This is a genomic window from Thalassospira marina (genome assembly GCF_002844375.1).
GTDB lineage: Bacteria > Pseudomonadota > Alphaproteobacteria > Rhodospirillales > Thalassospiraceae > Thalassospira > Thalassospira marina.
In genome coordinates, this window is the sequence record NZ_CP024199.1 from 1,971,015 (window position 1) to 1,986,939 (window position 15,925).

Consider the following 15,925-nt stretch of genomic DNA (forward strand, 5'->3'; position numbering starts at 1 on the left):
AAGAATTGCTGAAAATCATCGCCGACGGGTTGTTTTCTGGCCCGAGAAAGAGTATCAGCGGCGCAAATTTAACGGAGCTAATACCCCATGAGCGACCTTGATAACGACCTTGGCGAAGAAGACCTCGAACTGGCCGAATTTGAAGCACATACCGAAACGCTGATCGAAGAAGGTCGCAGCCGGGATGATGTGTTTGAATTTGTTGGTTATATGAATATCAACGAAGTCGGCACCCACATGATCGCCGCTGAAATGGTTCTGGACGAAGATGATATCGACCAGATGAGCAAAACCCTGCGCCAGCTTGATGTTGACCTGAAGCCGCTGGGTGAATTGACCGGTGGCCTTAAAGGCGGCGAAGATGTCAAACGTGCCTTGGCAGCCCTGTTTCTGGAGCTGGTCGAACTTTGCGAGCTTGATGACGATGATGAAGATGCCGGCGAACTGAGCGAAGAATCCCTGCTGCTGTTGAACTTTATCAAACGCTTTAACCCGCAGATGCGCCGCCTGACCGTGGCTCTGACCGATACGGATGATGATGACGTGTCGTGCGAATATGAAGTTACCAACTGGTAACAGCCTGACGTTAAATGGCAAAGCAACGCTGTTGCTTGCCACTGCGTCATAAATTGGCTAGGCACAAAGGCAGCATTGTTTGAATGCTGCCTTTTGTTTTTTGCGGAGCATCACGGTGAGCCAGGAAAGCCCGGTTATGACTGAGACGACAGATGATTTGGCACAGGGTGAAAAACGCCTTGAAACTTACCTTGGCCGCCATGCGCGTGGCGAAGACCCCATGCCGGAAGCCGCACCACTATTGCAGTGGATTGACGCACATGCAGGTGGTTTTGCATCGGTTCTGTCGCATGATTTAAAAACATGCCGCAAAATCGTTTATGATTTTAGCCGCGATGGCGACGTTGTTTTGGGCGGCACAAGCGACCCGGCCCGCCAGACCGACATCATGTTTGCGCAAATGGCACAAGAGGACGCACCGGTAGGCGTAGGCCGTTACCGCGAAGACCGCATCTGTTATCAGTCGCCGCAATTTAAAACCGGCGGCGAAGCCCGCAGCCAGCATTTGGGGATCGACCTGTTTCTTGCGGCGGGAACACCGGTTTATATGCCGCTTGATGGCGTTGTGCACAGTTTTGCCGATAACAACCTGCCGCTGGATTACGGCCCCACCATCATCATGGAACATAACCCTGAACCCGGCATCCGGTTTTGGACATTATACGGCCACCTTAGCCGTGAATCGCTTGAGGGGATTCATGTTGGCAAGGCCTTCGCAAAGGGCGAGGAGCTTTGCCGGTTTGGCGATTACCCGGTAAATGGCGACTGGATACCGCATCTGCATTTCCAGCTTATTTGTGATCTGCTGGGGAAACAGGGTGATTATTATGGGGCAGCGAAGCCCTCGCAATGGGATGTATGGGCAGCGATTTGCCCCAATGCCAACCTGATTTTGCAAATGCCCGAAAATGTCACGGCCAGCCGGGCAGGGCAGTAAGGCAAGGGGGACGGGATGACACAGCCACGTTTGAAGGCCGGTTTATGGGTGCGCGGGCAAATCGGCATTTGTCAGGCCAATGGCATCACCGCCATGGTGGTGCATAAGGGCAATGAGGATGCCGGTGCCGTTTTGCTGAAATTAAACCGGTTTGCGGGGGGCTGTTTTGTTTATTCCCGTGTCACAACGATGGAAGGTGAATTGGGCTGGATGCAGGTTGCCGGTGCGGCCTTGGGCGACCGGGAAACCGAAATGCAGTGCGATGATTACTGCCGAAGGCAGGTTTCCTTTGACCGTGATGTCTGGGTGCTTGAGGTCGAAGATCATAAGGCGCAATACGAACTTGATGCCCCAATTGTTGAGTTTTGACATAAAAAAAGGCCCGCAAATTATTGCAGGCCTTTAATTTTTAGCGTAATGCCAAATCAGGCGGTACGCTGCAGGATGTGATAACCGAAATCGGTTTCAACAACGTCGGACACAGTGCCGACTTCCATGTTAAATGCAGCCTGGTCGAATTCCGGAACCATCATGCCACGACCAAAGAAGCCAAGGTCGCCGCCCTGACGGCCCGACGGACAATCAGAATTGGCCTGGGCGATTTCTGCGAAATCAGCGCCATTGTCGATCTGGGTTTTCAGGTCCTGGATCTGGGTCAGGGCTTCGTCTTTGCTGCGCGATGCGGTGGAGCGTGCGGAACCGGCATACATCAGCAGGATGTGCGAAGCGCGAACTTGTTCACTCATGATATTTCCTTTCGACCCGGCCCTATGCAGTTGCAAAAGGCCGGAAATCTGCAAAATTTCAAAATTATGGGAATTGCCATGCGTGGCACTTTCCCATAAGCCTTGTGGCTTGTTACGACAAAATGACCTGCGATGAAAGAGAAGAGGCTCACAAATGCTTGCTGTTGTTTCCCCGGCAAAGAAACTGGACTTTGAAACACCGGCACCGAATATGCCAGTCAGCCAGCCGGCATTTCTTGATGATGCTGTCGAACTGATTGGTGTTGCGCGAAAAAAGACCCGCCGCGACCTGATGAATTTGATGGGCATTAGTGAAGATCTGGCTGAACTGAACGTACAGCGTTTCGCCCATTTCAAAACCCCCTTTACCGCCGATAATGCCAAACCGGCGGTTTATGCTTTCCGGGGCGATACCTATGTCGGACTCGATGCCGATAACCTGACCCAGGACGATCTGGAGTGGGCGGAAAACCATTTCCGTATGCTTTCGGGGCTTTATGGTGCGCTGCGCCCGCGTGACCTGATGCAGGCCTATCGCCTGGAAATGGGAACCCGGCTGGAAAACCCGCGCGGTAAAAACCTGTATGAGTTCTGGGGCGAAAAAATTGCCCGTCATTTGAACGATATTACCCGTGATCATGCCGACAGAACCCTGGTTAACCTGGCCTCGCATGAATATTTCAAGGCGGTGAAAACCAAATTGATCGAAGGCCCGGTGATTACCCCGGTCTTTAAGGAAGTAAAAGGCAACACGGCCAAGGTGATTGGCTTTTCAGCCAAGCGTGCCCGTGGCATGATGGCGCGATACATGATTCAGAACCGGTTGGAAAAGCCGGAAGACCTTAAATCGTTTGATATGGACGGTTACATTTACCGCGATGACCTGACCGATGGGAATGACTGGGTCTTTACGCGCACGCACGAATAATGTAGTGCCCGTGTTCTCGATTTTTTCACCATTAAAGTGAGCGACCAGATGAGCGATGATCATCTAGAGCAGCCCGACGATGAAAATCACCTGCCAGAATCACATCCGTTTTCGGGGTATTTGCGGCAGTTCTTTCGCGGGCCGGGCCGTTCGCGCAGTTTAACCCGGGACGAGGCCTTTACGGCCTTTTCCATGGTTCTGCGTGACGAGGTCGATCCCATTCAGCTTGGCGCCTTTTTGCTGATGCTGCGTTATCGCGGTGAAACGCCGGAAGAACTTGCTGGCATGATTGAAGCCGTGCGCGAAATTGCCCGGCTTGAACCCGATGAAAGCGACATCCCCGAGGCAAGCCATCCGATGCTGGACTGGCCGTCCTATGCGGCGGGGCGTACGCGTGGTTTGCCGTGGTTTGTTCTGTCGGCATTGTTGCTGGCGCAAAACAAGATCCCGGTTCTGATGCATGGCTATAATTCGCATCTGGTAAAGGGGATTGGCACCGAGGCAGCCTTCAAGGCGCTGAAGCTTCCGATTGCGATGTCCGCCGAAGAAGCACGGGCCGATATCTCCATTCATGGTATCGCCTATCTGCCGTTGCGCCACATTCATCCGAAATTGCAGGAACTGATCGGTCTTCGGCCGCTTCTGGGCCTGCGTAGCCCGGTTAACACGCTCTTGCGGCTGTTAAACCCCCTGCAGGCCAAGGCGGCCTTTCTTGGGGTGTTTCATCCGGCGTTTCTGGATGTGCATCGTGAAACCGGCAAATTGCTGCATTTGCCCCGCATCGGCGTGATCAAGGGCGGTGGCGGCGAGGCGGAGCGCACACCCTATAAGCATGTTGATCTGCGGTTGCTTGATAACGGGGTTCTAAGCGACCTTCGCTGGCCTGCCAGCCTGGCGCGCACCGAAAAACCCGAGGACGATGTGCCCCCGGCCAAGATCGAACATTTCCTGGGCGTTTGGCGTGGCGAAATTGACGATGCCGATGCCATTGCCAAAATCAAGGGAAGTGCTGCCATGGCGGCCTATCTTGCCGGGCGGGCTGATTATATCGACGAGGCCGAAAGCCTTGTTGAAGGCTGGTGGACCAACCGCAAGATCAAGCGTTTACGCTAGGGTTTGGCAAATACCATATCGATATGCAAAAGGCAGGGGCGATGAAATCCCTGCCTTTTTTATCAGAAGGATGAACCGGGCTGTTTCAGGAATGCCAGTTCATCGTCGCTTGAAGTGCGGCCAAGAATGGCATTGCGGTGCGGATAGCGACCAAAACGGTCGATGATTTGTTTGTGGCGTTTTTCAAAATCAAGATTTTCTTCAAGGCCGGGCTGGTCAAACAGGGTCAGCGCGACTTCGTGAACAAGTTCGGATTCCGAATGCATATAGGGCATGTATAAAAACAGCCGTTCGGTCGCATCGCCCAGTGCCTGGTCCGCTTTGATGCTGACGGCTTCCTGCGCAAGGACCAGCGCCATCGGGTCGCTGGCAAATGATCCCGGCTGGTCGCGATAGATATTGCGGGAAAACTGGTCAAGAATGATGATTTCGGCCAAACGGCCCTTGGGCGTTTTCCGCCAGCCAAACAGTTCACCCTTGCCAGCCGCAGCATGATAATCGGCAAACCGTTCGCCGATATGGCGATCAAGGGCCGTATCTTTTTCAAACCACTGCTTGCGGGTCAGTTCCTTAAACCAGAAATGTAAAATTTCGTCCGGGTTCATTGTGATGCGTCCTGTCGGGATTTATGGTTATCGGGGCGTATCAGAAACAAGTTTGCCATTTTGCTGGCTGACAGTGCGGGTTGCAACCTGCTTAAGGAAGGCATGGTTATGTGAAATAATCACCATGGCTTGGGGCAGGCTTTGCAAAATGGCGGTGAGGCGGGTTTCAACCGCATTGTCCAGCCCGGTTGTCGGTTCATCAAGCAACAGGATTTCGGGTTTCATTGCCAGAACGGTGGCAAGCGCCACCAGGCGTTTTTCCCCACCCGACAGATGATGCGTGATCCGGTTTTCAAACCCGTCAAGGCCAAGGTCCGCCAGGGTTTTATGCGAAATGGCAAGGGCATCGGCATCTGTTGCGCCCAGGTTAAGCGGGCCAAAGGCGACGTCTTCGATCACGGTGGGGCAAAAAAGCTGGTCATCGGAATCCTGAAACAGCAAACCCACACGGCCGCGAATGGCGGCAAAGTCCTGTTCGCTTTTGCAGGTATTGTCCAGGATGTTTACGGTGCCACTATCGACTTTGCGCAACCCCATCATGATATGAAACAGGGTTGTTTTGCCCGCACCATTAGGCCCGGTCAGTGCCACACGCTCGCCCGGCTGCAACGTGAAATTTGCGTTATCAAGTACGCGTTTGCTGCCATCAAACGAAAAGCAGATATCACGCAAGGCAATTAAATCAGGGGCGGGCATAAAACCTCCAGCGTGATAAGGGCGGCCAGAAAGAACAGGATCGCCAGTACAAAGGCAGCATCGCGGCGCGTTGGGTGGGGCAGGTGAGCAAAATGATAATGGCCGTGAAAGCCCCGACATTTCATTGCCCATAAAATCCGTTCGGATCGCTCATGGGCCCGCACCAGCAACATCCCCACCAGATACCCTGTCATTTTCCAGCTATGCCGGTTGGTTTTCAGGCGAAAGGCACGAGCGCGCATGGATTGGCGCAGACGCAAATATTCATGATGAAGCACGTCGATATAGCGCACTGTAAACATCATCAGCGTCGTCAGCTTTGTTGGCAGATAAAGCCCGGTCATACCGCGCCCAAGTTCCGTACTGCTAAGATTGCCGAGAAAGGCGATGATGCCACACATCACCGCATTGGCCTTTAACGCAATCATGGTGGCGCGATAAAGCCCCTGCCAGGATGCATCAAATCCCCACAGCGTGAACATAACATCACCAGGAAATGTAAATGGCAGCAGGACAAGCGTTACCAGAATAAACCCGTCCATCGCCAGGATGCGCCGCAGGGTTTTGCGCCAGTCTGGCGAGGAACTGGCAATGATTAACGCCGTGATGGCAATGGATGCCACCATGGGCTGCCAACTGGCAAAGGATACCAATGTAATCGCCAGAAGGATCGTTACGGCGATTTTAACGCGTGGGTCAATGGTGCCGATAAAGCCGATGGAATGCGATGTGCTGGCAGGTGTCAGAACCGAATGTTTGTTCATTCTGACTTGGTCGATACGCGGCTTCTGGCCTGCCACCATGCGATGGTGCCAAATATGCCAATGATTATGCCAAGGCCCCCAATAATATCGGAAAAGCGCACCTTGTTCTCATAGGCGACAATCTGTTCGCGCAGCGGATTTACCTGTTTTGCCACTGCATGGCTGACAAGGTCTGACAGTTGCTTGGGTGTGATGGTGATGCGCTGGGTGTCACCTGATGTTGCTGTGCCCTGTGTCGTGGCAGGCTGATTGAATGAAGACATGAAGGCTGTGCTGTCAATGTCGCTATCTTCCCCGGCGGGCAAGGCCGATACGGTCGCGGGGCTTTTGGCGGATGCTTTTGGCAGGTTATCCGATAGCTCGCTTGCCTTCACGACGTAGGACGCAGCATGGCCATCGCCAGTGTTGGTGCGGATGGTGTAATCATCCAGATGGTCGATTTTCAGGCGAAATTCGCCCTCATTATTGGTTTTGCCGGTAAACAGGGTTTTGCCTGTGCTGTCTTCCACGGAAAGGGCCGCTTCATGCGGGCGTGCGCCCCCGCCAAAATAGGCATAACCCTCGATCACATCGCCATCGCCCAGTGCAAACACATGGAAGCTGTGCGCCCATACCGGCAACGGTGCCAATGCCAGCAGCAGCATGGCAATTAAAGGTACACAAAACTGGCGGCTGGTGTGGCACCAGCGGTTGGACCGTGATGCCGCGGTAGGAAATACGGGGGACGAAACAGGGACCATGGATTTGCAATTATGCGGTGGCACGGGCATTACCGCCTGAAAGCAGCATAGCCGGGCGAACTTTTTTGATGAGCGAGAAGGCGGCAGCTGTCAGGAAGCCTTCAACAACCATGATTGGCATGTTGTTGATGAAAACCAGTTTGGCCGTTGCGATAAATTCCTGCCCGCTTAACGCCAGGGAGGCACCAACCATCACCGCACTCAGCATGATGGAGCTTGCCCCCGCGAGAAAGGCCGCAATCGCCATAAACCGCCCGTCCATCCGCGCCAGAAGTGGGCTGAATGCCAAGCCGACCAAAACAGCCGGCAGCGCCATATTGACGGTATTGACGCCCAAAACCGTAATTCCGCCAAACCCGAAAAACACTGCCTGTAACAATAAGGCGATAAACACGGCCGGGAAGGCGGCCCAGCCCAATATAAGGCCAAGCAATCCATTCATGATCAGATGGATGCTGGTTGGGCCGATGGGCACGTGAATAAGGGATGCGACAAAGAAAACAGCGCTTAACAATGCTGTTCGCGGCATGTTTTCAATGGTGATGCTGCGCAGGCCATAGGCAATGCCGCCCACCGCAATAACAGCCCCGCTCACAACCACCTCTGTCGATAAGACACCATCAACAATATGCATTTTATTGTCCTTTTGGGGTTGGCCGTTAGGGCAGGCAGCAAGCGTGTCGCCGGGCGATTAAAAATGCACGCATATGGCGCAAGCCACACGAAATGCCAGATTTGAATTTCCCGGAATGAAAATCAGCGTAGCGATTGAAGCCCCGAAAAGTCAAGCATCACAACACTGATTTTCATATTTTTCAGGAAAAGTTATGACGCAATATGGCGCCGTAACCATCTGTTTTCGAACGAATTATCCGCTGCTTTCGCAGTGCGAAATTTATACGGCTGTGATTGCTGGTGGATCAGCTTAATTTGACGATTTTGCCGGGTTTTCCGTTTTGATCCACAAAACACCACCGCGTTCGACAGGGACATTTTCTTTGCCATCAGGGGTGGGCAGCGTGCCATCTTCGATCAGGGCTGCAAAAACCCACCAGCCAGCCCAGGGTGTGGTGTAGGAAAATGTGCCATTTGCATCGGCCTTGATGACCTGGGTTGAAAAGCTGCCATTGGGCAGGGTGACACTGCCATCATTTTTGAATTCGACTTCTATTTCGGCAAAGGGCACCGGTTTACCATTGTGTTTTACCACCCCGGAAAAGCTGTTGCCGGCCCAAAGCCCATAGGGGCGGGATAGTGGTTCGATCTCGACTGGGAAGCCCACCATCTGGTCCCAGTTGCTGCCATCGCCAAAGGCGTCGATTACGGTTTTGGTATATTGGACGATATATTTACCTTCGGCAGGTTCATAATAAGGCTGCGGTTCAAGGTAAAAGGTATATCCTGCCGGTCGGGGCAGGGTGACATCGGCCTGATAGGCCTGTTTGCCATCGATATCATGGCGAACCAAATGATCGGTGAAATCGGTCTTTTTACCATCTACCTGCATGCCGAATTGAACCGGTTTGGCCATTTCCATGGTTGGCCCCATATCGGTGGGATGGGTGAAAACCATATCGAAATGCACATCTTTCCCGGTCGTCTGATCGACAACATTTGTCGACGGGATCAATTGCTGAAAGTGCGCCTGTGCTGTAGCTGCAAACAGGGGTGAAAATGCCAGACCGGCACACATGGCCACGACATTTCCTGTCTTGAAGTTACGCATCTTCAATCCTTTTCTGATGATCCCAAACTGGTCAGGTCGAACGCTAGTTTTATTAGGAATAATCGTCAAGCCATTGAAATCACATTTTTCATAAAAAATAATAATATGTATGAATTTAAAGTGATCTGTGTGATTGATGGCACGCTGGCAGTGTTTGGTCCGTTTACCATCTTCGCTAAAAAAGTGTATGTATTGCATGTTTCACGGTTTATCCGTGTGCCGGTAATGCTATGATTCGATCTGGCTTTTTCATCGATGAAACGCAAAACGGGGGATGCGATGCTGCGAATGGTTTATGTGACGCCCGATGGTGGGCGGCATTGGGTTGACAGTGAATGGCGCAATACGATGACCTTGCGCGATGCCATCGCCGATAGCAGGCCCGGTGATTTGATCCGCCTGTTGCCGGGAAACTATTTTCTGCCCGAGGCAATTGACCTGCCACGCGATGGCACCCCGGCCGAGCCCATTATCATTCGTGGTGAACATGGGGCGATTATTGATGGCCGTCGCCCGCCTGATCCCGAAGTATCGGCCACCAGTCCGGGGCCGTTACGCTATGCTGCCTTTCGCATGATCAATCGCTGTCATATCCGGCTGGACAATATCCGGATCGAGCGAAGCTGGCCCAGTGCGGTTTATATGGAAAACAGCCACCATCTGATTTTCAAGGATATGGAAATTGAAGGTGGAACCTATGCCTTTTACGCCGATGGACCAAGTTGCCATCATATATCGGTGGTGCGATGCGATTGGGTACAGGATGACAGCCTGTGGCGGTACATCAACTGGGCGATGGTCCATGATGGCGAACTGGTACCCGGTGAGAAGGCACCATACCGTTATTTGAACGGGGCTTTTTTCGGCAGCAACAATATCAAGGGCGATATTGTTATTCGCGCCAATAATATTCGCCACTGTTACAATGCCATTCGCCTGGATATGTCAGATGAATATGCTGATGCGCCGTTAGGTGACTTCAACTGCAATGTTGTGATCACGCAAAACCGGTTTTCTTTTGTGCGTGATAACCCGGTGGAGCCTGAAACCGTCGCGGTGAATTGGTGGGTGACCTATAACCAGCTTTATAACTGCCATAAATGGTTTTCACAGGACGGGGTCAAAGGCGGCTTCTGGTATTATTTTGGTAATCTTGGCTGGTTTGATTCCCGCCCAGGCCCCGAAGGGGATGAAAATAATGGTGGCGCGGTTTTCAAATTTGGCAAAGACCCGGATGCATTGCCAAGCCTGCCTTTCGAAACCTTTCACAACAGTTTCTATCTGCGCCAGCAATATGTGAAAAATGGTACAACCAGCCAGTGGCGCCACCGCCGTAATGCCATTGGTTACGCCGATAGTGCGCATTTGCCCCCGGGGCTTATGACGCCCGGTCAACCGTTTTTGGGTGAAGACCTGGAGCTTTCGTCTCAGGAGAATGTCTCGTTTGACGGTGATCTGTGTAACCATCCGACTTTTCCGTCAGTGTTTGATAATTACCCCGGTGTTTATTTGGGTGGGTTGCCGGTTAATGGGCCCATTTTCCGCGCCGGGATATGCGGGGATCTGGCGTTATTACCGGGCAAGGCTGTGCCTTATGATCAGCCGCTGGCGGTGCAAATGCCCGATGGCACGGTTTGGCATTCGGAAAATGGCCTTATGCCCGGGGCGCTGGATGGCAACGGCATGTTTACGGGGCCGCGTTATCGCCCGGTGGATATGGATTATTTGCAGCAATGCCAGCAAACCGATGATTGATATGTGCTGATCGGGCGTGAAAGGACGGCCGCTGCGTAAAGCGGATTCACAAAGGCATAATTCTTACGTAAGCGTAAATTCATTGACTTTGACGTTGGTATGGGGCGAAGGTGTATTTCGGGTGTCCCAAGCATAAGAAGAACAGATGAACGACAAGCTTTACAGCATTACTGAACTTGCCGAAGAATTCGACATTACGCCGCGCGCCATCCGCTTTTACGAAACCAAAGGGCTGTTATCGCCACAGCGGGCCGGGGCAACGCGGGTTTACAATTACCGCGACCGGGCGCGTCTGGTGCTGGTTTTGCGGGGCAAGCGCCTGGGCTTTACGCTTGAGGATATCAAAGAATATATCGACCTTTACGATGCCGATCGCAGCCATTCCGAACAATTGGCGCATTTGATGCTGGTGGGGCGGAAACGTATTTCCGAGCTTGAGCAGCAGCTTGAAGATGTGCAAACGACCCTGGTGGAGCTTCGCAAGATCGAGGCAGAGGCCCATGATGCCCTTCAGGCCCGTGGCCTTGACCCGGAAGAAGCCGTACGCGACATCGTTCGCAAATTGCCGGCAAAAGCCGGGGCGTAAGGCTTCATCTTTTTGATTTGCAGAATGCAAAACACCCCGTCAGCAACCAGGCTGGCGGGGTGTTTTTGTGTGCATGTCGCGTTTATGGATGGGTTAGCGGTAATTTGACCTCGAAGACTTCCTCGTCTTCCAGATATTTGCGGGTAAAGCCCAGTTTTTCACACAGGGTCAGCATACGCCGGTTGGTTGGCAGGACCTGGCCGATAAAGGTTTCAACGCCTTTGGCACGGCAGAATTCGATCATTTTTTCCATCAGGATACGGCCAAGACCACGTCCCTTGATGTCCGAACGCACCATAATCGCATATTCGGCATATTCATTATTCGGGTCGATGGCGACCTGGACAATACCGTGAATATCCCCTCCGGTCGTGCCATCAGGCACGGTTGCGACAAAGGCCATGGCGCGGTCATAGTCAAGCTGGGTCTGGCGGGCCATTTCCGAATGCGGTAATTCCCGAACCGATCCAAAGAACCGGAAATGGATATCTTCCGGTGTCAGCTTTGACATGAAGGCATAGTGCGCCGGTTCATCTTCGGGCTTGATCGGGCGCAGCATATATTGTGTGCCATCTTCCAGCACAATTTCCTGCTTCAGGTGGCGCGGATAGGGGTGAATGGCGAGGCGTTTGTCATCGCTTTCAACCTTTGGCGTCACCTTGATGCGGGCATCAAGGGCAATGACGCCTTTCTGATCGATCAGAAGCGGGTTCATATCGAGTTCGACCACTTCACCCAGATGCACCACCAACTGCGACAGGCGCACCAGTGTCATGAACAGTTCTTCAAGATTGACCGGCGGCACATCACGATACCCTTTCAGCAGATTATAGATGCGGGTGCCTTCAACCAGTTCGCGGGCAAGTTTCATGTTCAGCGGGGGGAGGGCCATGGCGCGGTCGCGCACTACTTCGACCTCGACACCACCATGCCCAAACAGGATAACCGGGCCGAAAATCGGGTCTGTTGTCATGCCGACAATCAGTTCACGGGCATTGCGCCGTGTTACCATCTGCTGCACGGTAAAGCCGCGCAAGCGGGCATCAGGGAACTGATCGCCGATGTTTTTCAGCATCTTTTCGGCGGCATGTTCGACTTCTTCGGCACTTTCCAAATTCAGGACAACGCCACCCACATCGGATTTGTGGCTGATATCATCGGACAGAATTTTGAGGGCGACCGGAAAGCCGATTTCCTTTGCCGTGCTGACAGCACCAGCGACATTTTCAACCGAAATGGTTTTGACCGTATTGATGCCATAGCATTCCAGAACCTGCTTGGCTTCGGGTTCGGTCAGCATGGTCCGGCCGGAATGGATGGCCGAATGAATGATCTGGCGGGCCTTGTCGGTTTCAGGGGTGAAATCCTGGGGAACGGAAGGCGGCGTTTCCATCAAAAGATCTTGCAGCTTGCGGTAATTCACCATGTGCTGAAAGGCGGTAACGGCATTTTCCGGCGTGCGATAGGTCGGGATGCCTGCGGCATAAAACAGCTTGCGGGCTTCAGTTACGGTGGCTTCACCGACCCAGTTGGTCAGAATGTTTTTGCGGGTGTTTTTAATGGCATCAATCACACCGCGCGCCACTTCTACCGGGTCGGTAATGGCGGTTGGGGCATGCATCACTAGAAGGCTGTCGATATTCGGGTCTTTCAGGACCTGTTCAATGGCACCTGCATAACGCTCGCCCGGGGCATCACCGATAATATCAATCGGGTTTGCGTGTGACCAGGTATCGGGCAGAACCTTGTTCAGGGAATCGATGGTGCCTTCTTCAAGATGCGCCAGTTGCCCATGCTGTTCGATCAGGGAATCGACGGCCAGAACACCGATGCCGCCGCCATTGGTGATAATACCAAGTTTATCGCCCTTGAATGGCCGCATGCGCGACAGCGTTTCTGCCGCCGAAAACATTTCAGAAACCGTATAAACGCGCAAAACGCCGGCCCGTTTGATGGCGGCATCAAAAACATCATCCGCACCGGCAAGTGCGCCCGTATGCGAGGCAGCAGCAGCGGCACCTTCGGCAAAACGGCCCGATTTGATGCATAGAATCGGTTTGTTGCGCGATGCCGCGCGCGCCGCCGAGATAAAGCTGCGGCGTTCATGAATGGATTCGATATAAAGCATGATCGCGCGGGTTTCCGGATCCGAACCCAGATAATCGATGACATCGCCAAAATCGACGTCATCGCATTCGCCCAGCGAAATGAAGTGTGAAAAACCAACACCGCGGGCAGCAGCCCAGTCCAGTACCGCCGTGCATAGTGCGCCTGACTGCGAAACGAAGGCGATTTTACCTTTTTCAATGCTTTGATGGCTGAAGCTGGCATTAAGGCCGATGCCCGGAACCATCAAGCCAAGGCAGTTGGGGCCAAGCAGGCGCATTTTGTTGCGTGCCGCCGTTTCCAGCATCGCCTGTTTAACGCTGCGGGTTTCGTCATAGGGCGTGGATCCAAGGCCCGCCGTTAACACGATGGCGGCTTTGCAGCCTTTCTGATCAAGGCATTCCATCACCGGGACAACGGCCTGTGGCGGAACGCAGATAACGGCCATTTCCGGCACAACCGGCAGGCTTTCGACATCGGGATAGGCCAGAACGCCACCAATGGACTGGTTGCGCGGGTTTACCGGCATGATCGGCCCGTCAAAGCCGCCCGCCAGCAGGTTGCGCATAATCACCTGCCCAACCGAATGCGGGCGATTGGAGGCGCCAATAACGGCGACCGAGGACGGTTTGAAGAGATGTTCTAGATTGACTGTGCTCATAACCGAATTCCCGCTTTGCTGTCTGAATGGACGTTGTGCAAATGTGAAAGCTTGCGCAATGTAACCCGTTTTCGGTTCAGTATGATCCGATCAGAATAACTGTTTTTCGCAGGTGCGGAAATTATTTCGTCTGGCGATTATTTGCCTTGTTCTGAATCAAAAACGGTACAGGCTTCATATTTCTGGAACAAAAATGTGCCGGGGCAGGGTGAAGTAACGAAGCCTGGAATGCAAACAGCTTTAATGAAGATGTTCGCCGTGACCGTGATCAAGGTCATGGCGTTCGGATTCTTCAAGCCATTCTTCAACTTCTGTTGCACTGCCCATGGCAAGGGCGATGGCAACATCGTTATGAACATGTTCAAGGCTGTCAAACATCGGGCACCAGCCAAAGGCCTGGATGCGTTCATCGGTTGTCGAGGCGATGGTAAACAGATCACCGTCAATCGGATGAACCGTGCCGTGAATGACGTCTTTTTCACCAATAATCAGCCAGCCATCGGTTGAACCGGCAAGCGTGCCCAACTGAACCTTGCGCAATTCGATATTTGCAATTTTCATCGGTTAAATCCTTCGGACCTATGGTGAAAAACAGGTAACGCAGATCAAAAGAAAAAGGGACCGAACAAAATGTTCGGCCCCTTTTTAATTGGCTCCGGCAGCAGGACTCGAACCTGCGACCCAATGATTAACAGTCATTTGCTCTACCAACTGAGCTATGCCGGATCAGTGTTTGGCACTCCGTCTGAAGCGCGTGGCAGGGGTATAATAAATGCCGGAAACCGGCGCAAGACCTTTTTTGACAAAAAAGGACGAAAAATTCAAATTTGCCAAAATTTATCCAGTTTCAATGCGTTACCAAACGCGCAAAGCGAAATTGGACGGGGCTGTTAAGCCATTGGTCCCGCTGGCCGATACCGTTGGGCTTTCTGTAGCGATGAAAAAAAGCGGGGCGTCAGATTCACCCCGCCGCTTGATATTGGCCTGACGGCTGTTTGTCGGTTACGGAACCGGGTGCCCCTGGGCTGCTACCAGGATGGCAAACCAGTCCTGGCGTTCCAGCTTGATATCGCAGGCCGTGGTTGCGTCTTTCAGGCGTTCAGGCTTCATGGTGCCCAATACCGGGATGGGTTTGCAGGGCAGGCTTAAAAGCCACGCTATGGCGATTTCTGCGATGCCGGGGGTATTGTATTTGGCACGCATTTCTTCCAGAACCGGGCGCAGATGTGCGGCAACGGCATCATCCTTGTCACGAAACAGGCGTGATCCGCCCAATGGCGACCAGATCATGGGGCTGATGCGATTTTGCTGCATCAAATCAAAGGTGCCATCAAATAGGGGCTTAAGCTCCAGTACCGAGCATTCAACCTGATTCGTTACAAGGGGCGTATCAAGCCGGCTTTGCAGCAGATTGAATTGTGACGGCGTGAAATTTGAAACGCCGAAATACCGAACTTTGCCGGCACGATTGAGAGTGCCAAAGGCATCGGCGACCTCATCGGCGATCATTAGCGGATCAGGCCGATGCAAAAGCAGGGTATCGATATGGTCGGTGCGCAGATTGCGCAGCGAGGATTCGACAGATGCGATGATATGTTCTTTGGTGGTGTTGTAATGATTGATGCGGTTTTCCGGCCGTGCATCACAAACCAGCGCGATATCGCATTTGGTGACGATTTCCATTTGCTGGCGCAAATGCGGCGTCTGCGACAGTGCGCTGCCAAATAATTCCTCGCAACCGTAATTGCCGTAAATATCAGCGTGATCAATGGTGGTGATGCCAAGATCAAGGGCTGTTTCAACAAGGCGCAGGATATCGTCGCCATTATTGATGTCCGGGCTGTTTTTAAGGCGCCATGCACCCCAGGCCAGTGTTGAAAAGCTAAGGTCGTCGGCAAGTGTTCGGCGTGATAGCGACATATCCGGTCCCCGCTGCGCCCATAGTCACACAAAACGGAGTGGTTTTGCGGCAGGCGCAGGTGTTGT

At 52.9% G+C, this 15,925-nt stretch carries 18 protein-coding genes and 1 tRNA gene; 8 read left to right on the forward strand and 11 right to left on the reverse strand.

What is annotated here, in order from left to right:
- Window positions 1–87: 87 nt before the first annotated feature.
- The 3 genes from CSC3H3_RS08965 (at window position 88) to CSC3H3_RS08975 (ending at window position 1,882) form a co-directional block, all read left to right on the forward strand.
- Complete coding sequence (locus tag CSC3H3_RS08965; RefSeq protein ID WP_101265888.1) at window positions 88–576, forward strand: hypothetical protein; 489 nt, start codon at window positions 88–90, stop codon at window positions 574–576.
- A gap of 136 nt (window positions 577–712) precedes the next feature.
- Window positions 713–1,513: a peptidoglycan DD-metalloendopeptidase family protein gene (locus tag CSC3H3_RS08970; RefSeq protein WP_101286171.1), complete on the forward strand. Its 801-nt coding sequence runs from the start codon at window positions 713–715 to the stop codon at window positions 1,511–1,513.
- A 15-nt stretch (window positions 1,514–1,528) separates the two neighbouring features.
- Window positions 1,529–1,882, forward strand: a complete 354-nt coding sequence (locus tag CSC3H3_RS08975) for a DUF1491 family protein (RefSeq protein ID WP_101284616.1) — start codon at window positions 1,529–1,531, stop codon at window positions 1,880–1,882.
- A gap of 56 nt (window positions 1,883–1,938) precedes the next feature.
- On the opposite strand, the gene CSC3H3_RS08980 is transcribed toward CSC3H3_RS08975, so the two are convergent.
- Window positions 1,939–2,259 carry a peptidylprolyl isomerase gene (locus CSC3H3_RS08980; RefSeq protein WP_101265882.1) on the reverse strand — a complete coding sequence of 107 codons (321 nt, stop codon included), beginning with the start codon at window positions 2,257–2,259 and terminating at the stop codon, window positions 1,939–1,941.
- Window positions 2,260–2,413: 154 nt separating this feature from the next.
- Here CSC3H3_RS08980 and yaaA point away from each other — a divergent pair, with 154 nt between their 5' ends.
- Both yaaA and CSC3H3_RS08990 read left to right on the forward strand, forming a co-directional pair.
- Window positions 2,414–3,187: a peroxide stress protein YaaA gene (yaaA, locus tag CSC3H3_RS08985; RefSeq protein ID WP_101284617.1), complete on the forward strand. Its 774-nt coding sequence runs from the start codon at window positions 2,414–2,416 to the stop codon at window positions 3,185–3,187.
- Between the two features lie 48 nt (window positions 3,188–3,235).
- Complete coding sequence (locus CSC3H3_RS08990; protein WP_101284618.1) at window positions 3,236–4,300, forward strand: glycosyl transferase family protein; 1,065 nt, start codon at window positions 3,236–3,238, stop codon at window positions 4,298–4,300.
- A gap of 62 nt (window positions 4,301–4,362) precedes the next feature.
- Here the strand turns inward: CSC3H3_RS08990 and CSC3H3_RS08995 are convergent, their stop codons facing one another.
- The 6 genes from CSC3H3_RS08995 to CSC3H3_RS09020 all read right to left on the reverse strand — a co-directional run bounded on the left by CSC3H3_RS08995 (window position 4,363) and on the right by CSC3H3_RS09020 (window position 8,831).
- Window positions 4,363–4,905 (reverse strand): DUF924 family protein, encoded by a 543-nt coding sequence (locus CSC3H3_RS08995; RefSeq protein WP_101284619.1) that lies wholly within the window; start codon window positions 4,903–4,905, stop codon window positions 4,363–4,365.
- A 27-nt stretch (window positions 4,906–4,932) separates the two neighbouring features.
- The gene (locus tag CSC3H3_RS09000) at window positions 4,933–5,601 is read right to left on the reverse strand and encodes an energy-coupling factor ABC transporter ATP-binding protein (RefSeq protein WP_101284620.1); all 669 of its coding nucleotides are present in this window, start codon (window positions 5,599–5,601) and stop codon (window positions 4,933–4,935) included.
- Window positions 5,583–6,365, reverse strand: coding sequence for a cobalt ECF transporter T component CbiQ (gene cbiQ, locus CSC3H3_RS09005; protein WP_157831870.1), 783 nt, complete (start codon window positions 6,363–6,365; stop codon window positions 5,583–5,585). Before cbiQ ends, CSC3H3_RS09000 begins: the two co-directional genes overlap by 19 nt.
- The gene (locus CSC3H3_RS09010) at window positions 6,362–7,129 is read right to left on the reverse strand and encodes a hypothetical protein (protein WP_157831871.1); all 768 of its coding nucleotides are present in this window, start codon (window positions 7,127–7,129) and stop codon (window positions 6,362–6,364) included. The genes cbiQ and CSC3H3_RS09010 overlap by 4 nt, the downstream gene beginning before the upstream one ends.
- Window positions 7,116–7,739 carry a cobalt transporter CbiM gene (gene cbiM / locus CSC3H3_RS09015; RefSeq protein WP_101265870.1) on the reverse strand — a complete coding sequence of 208 codons (624 nt, stop codon included), beginning with the start codon at window positions 7,737–7,739 and terminating at the stop codon, window positions 7,116–7,118. Before cbiM ends, CSC3H3_RS09010 begins: the two co-directional genes overlap by 14 nt.
- Window positions 7,740–8,030: 291 nt before the next feature.
- Window positions 8,031–8,831 carry a DUF4198 domain-containing protein gene (locus tag CSC3H3_RS09020; protein ID WP_245881348.1) on the reverse strand — a complete coding sequence of 267 codons (801 nt, stop codon included), beginning with the start codon at window positions 8,829–8,831 and terminating at the stop codon, window positions 8,031–8,033.
- 255 nt (window positions 8,832–9,086) lie between these two features.
- Here CSC3H3_RS09020 and CSC3H3_RS09025 point away from each other — a divergent pair, with 255 nt between their 5' ends.
- Entirely contained in the window at window positions 9,087–10,586 is a 1,500-nt protein-coding gene (locus tag CSC3H3_RS09025) for a right-handed parallel beta-helix repeat-containing protein (protein WP_245881349.1), read from the forward strand.
- A 145-nt stretch (window positions 10,587–10,731) separates the two neighbouring features.
- A complete protein-coding gene (locus CSC3H3_RS09030) occupies window positions 10,732–11,172 on the forward strand; it encodes a MerR family transcriptional regulator (protein WP_101265864.1) in 441 nt (146 codons plus the stop codon).
- Window positions 11,173–11,254: 82 nt separating this feature from the next.
- On the opposite strand, the gene CSC3H3_RS09035 is transcribed toward CSC3H3_RS09030, so the two are convergent.
- The 3 genes from CSC3H3_RS09035 to CSC3H3_RS09045 all read right to left on the reverse strand — a co-directional run bounded on the left by CSC3H3_RS09035 (window position 11,255) and on the right by CSC3H3_RS09045 (window position 14,665).
- Window positions 11,255–13,939, reverse strand: coding sequence for a bifunctional acetate--CoA ligase family protein/GNAT family N-acetyltransferase (locus tag CSC3H3_RS09035; RefSeq protein ID WP_101284624.1), 2,685 nt, complete (start codon window positions 13,937–13,939; stop codon window positions 11,255–11,257).
- Window positions 13,940–14,179: 240 nt separating this feature from the next.
- Window positions 14,180–14,500 (reverse strand): hypothetical protein, encoded by a 321-nt coding sequence (locus CSC3H3_RS09040; protein ID WP_101284625.1) that lies wholly within the window; start codon window positions 14,498–14,500, stop codon window positions 14,180–14,182.
- 89 nt (window positions 14,501–14,589) lie between these two features.
- Window positions 14,590–14,665 (reverse strand) — tRNA-Asn (locus CSC3H3_RS09045).
- A 46-nt stretch (window positions 14,666–14,711) separates the two neighbouring features.
- Here CSC3H3_RS09045 and CSC3H3_RS09050 point away from each other — a divergent pair.
- Entirely contained in the window at window positions 14,712–14,927 is a 216-nt protein-coding gene (locus CSC3H3_RS09050) for a hypothetical protein (RefSeq protein WP_101284626.1), read from the forward strand.
- Window positions 14,928–14,941: 14 nt separating this feature from the next.
- Here the strand turns inward: CSC3H3_RS09050 and CSC3H3_RS09055 are convergent, their stop codons facing one another.
- Window positions 14,942–15,859 carry an aldo/keto reductase gene (locus CSC3H3_RS09055; protein WP_101284627.1) on the reverse strand — a complete coding sequence of 306 codons (918 nt, stop codon included), beginning with the start codon at window positions 15,857–15,859 and terminating at the stop codon, window positions 14,942–14,944.
- Window positions 15,860–15,925: the final 66 nt, after the last annotated feature.

Coding starts and splice junctions, on each gene's coding strand:
- yaaA (WP_101284617.1), top strand. CDS start 2,414: ATGCTTGCTGTTGTTTCCCCGGCAAAGAAACTGGACTTTGAAACACCG.
- CSC3H3_RS08980 (WP_101265882.1), bottom strand. CDS start 2,259: ATGAGTGAACAAGTTCGCGCTTCGCACATCCTGCTGATGTATGCCGGT.
- CSC3H3_RS08975 (WP_101284616.1), top strand. CDS start 1,529: ATGACACAGCCACGTTTGAAGGCCGGTTTATGGGTGCGCGGGCAAATC.
- CSC3H3_RS09055 (WP_101284627.1), bottom strand. CDS start 15,859: ATGTCGCTATCACGCCGAACACTTGCCGACGACCTTAGCTTTTCAACA.
- CSC3H3_RS09040 (WP_101284625.1), bottom strand. CDS start 14,500: ATGAAAATTGCAAATATCGAATTGCGCAAGGTTCAGTTGGGCACGCTT.
- CSC3H3_RS09000 (WP_101284620.1), bottom strand. CDS start 5,601: ATGCCCGCCCCTGATTTAATTGCCTTGCGTGATATCTGCTTTTCGTTT.
- cbiQ (WP_157831870.1), bottom strand. CDS start 6,365: ATGAACAAACATTCGGTTCTGACACCTGCCAGCACATCGCATTCCATC.
- CSC3H3_RS09050 (WP_101284626.1), top strand. CDS start 14,712: ATGCCGGAAACCGGCGCAAGACCTTTTTTGACAAAAAAGGACGAAAAA.
- CSC3H3_RS09030 (WP_101265864.1), top strand. CDS start 10,732: ATGAACGACAAGCTTTACAGCATTACTGAACTTGCCGAAGAATTCGAC.
- CSC3H3_RS08970 (WP_101286171.1), top strand. CDS start 713: ATGACTGAGACGACAGATGATTTGGCACAGGGTGAAAAACGCCTTGAA.
- CSC3H3_RS09035 (WP_101284624.1), bottom strand. CDS start 13,939: ATGAGCACAGTCAATCTAGAACATCTCTTCAAACCGTCCTCGGTCGCC.
- CSC3H3_RS08995 (WP_101284619.1), bottom strand. CDS start 4,905: ATGAACCCGGACGAAATTTTACATTTCTGGTTTAAGGAACTGACCCGC.
- CSC3H3_RS09020 (WP_245881348.1), bottom strand. CDS start 8,831: ATGCGTAACTTCAAGACAGGAAATGTCGTGGCCATGTGTGCCGGTCTG.
- CSC3H3_RS09025 (WP_245881349.1), top strand. CDS start 9,087: ATGAAACGCAAAACGGGGGATGCGATGCTGCGAATGGTTTATGTGACG.
- CSC3H3_RS08990 (WP_101284618.1), top strand. CDS start 3,236: ATGAGCGATGATCATCTAGAGCAGCCCGACGATGAAAATCACCTGCCA.
- CSC3H3_RS08965 (WP_101265888.1), top strand. CDS start 88: ATGAGCGACCTTGATAACGACCTTGGCGAAGAAGACCTCGAACTGGCC.
- cbiM (WP_101265870.1), bottom strand. CDS start 7,739: ATGCATATTGTTGATGGTGTCTTATCGACAGAGGTGGTTGTGAGCGGG.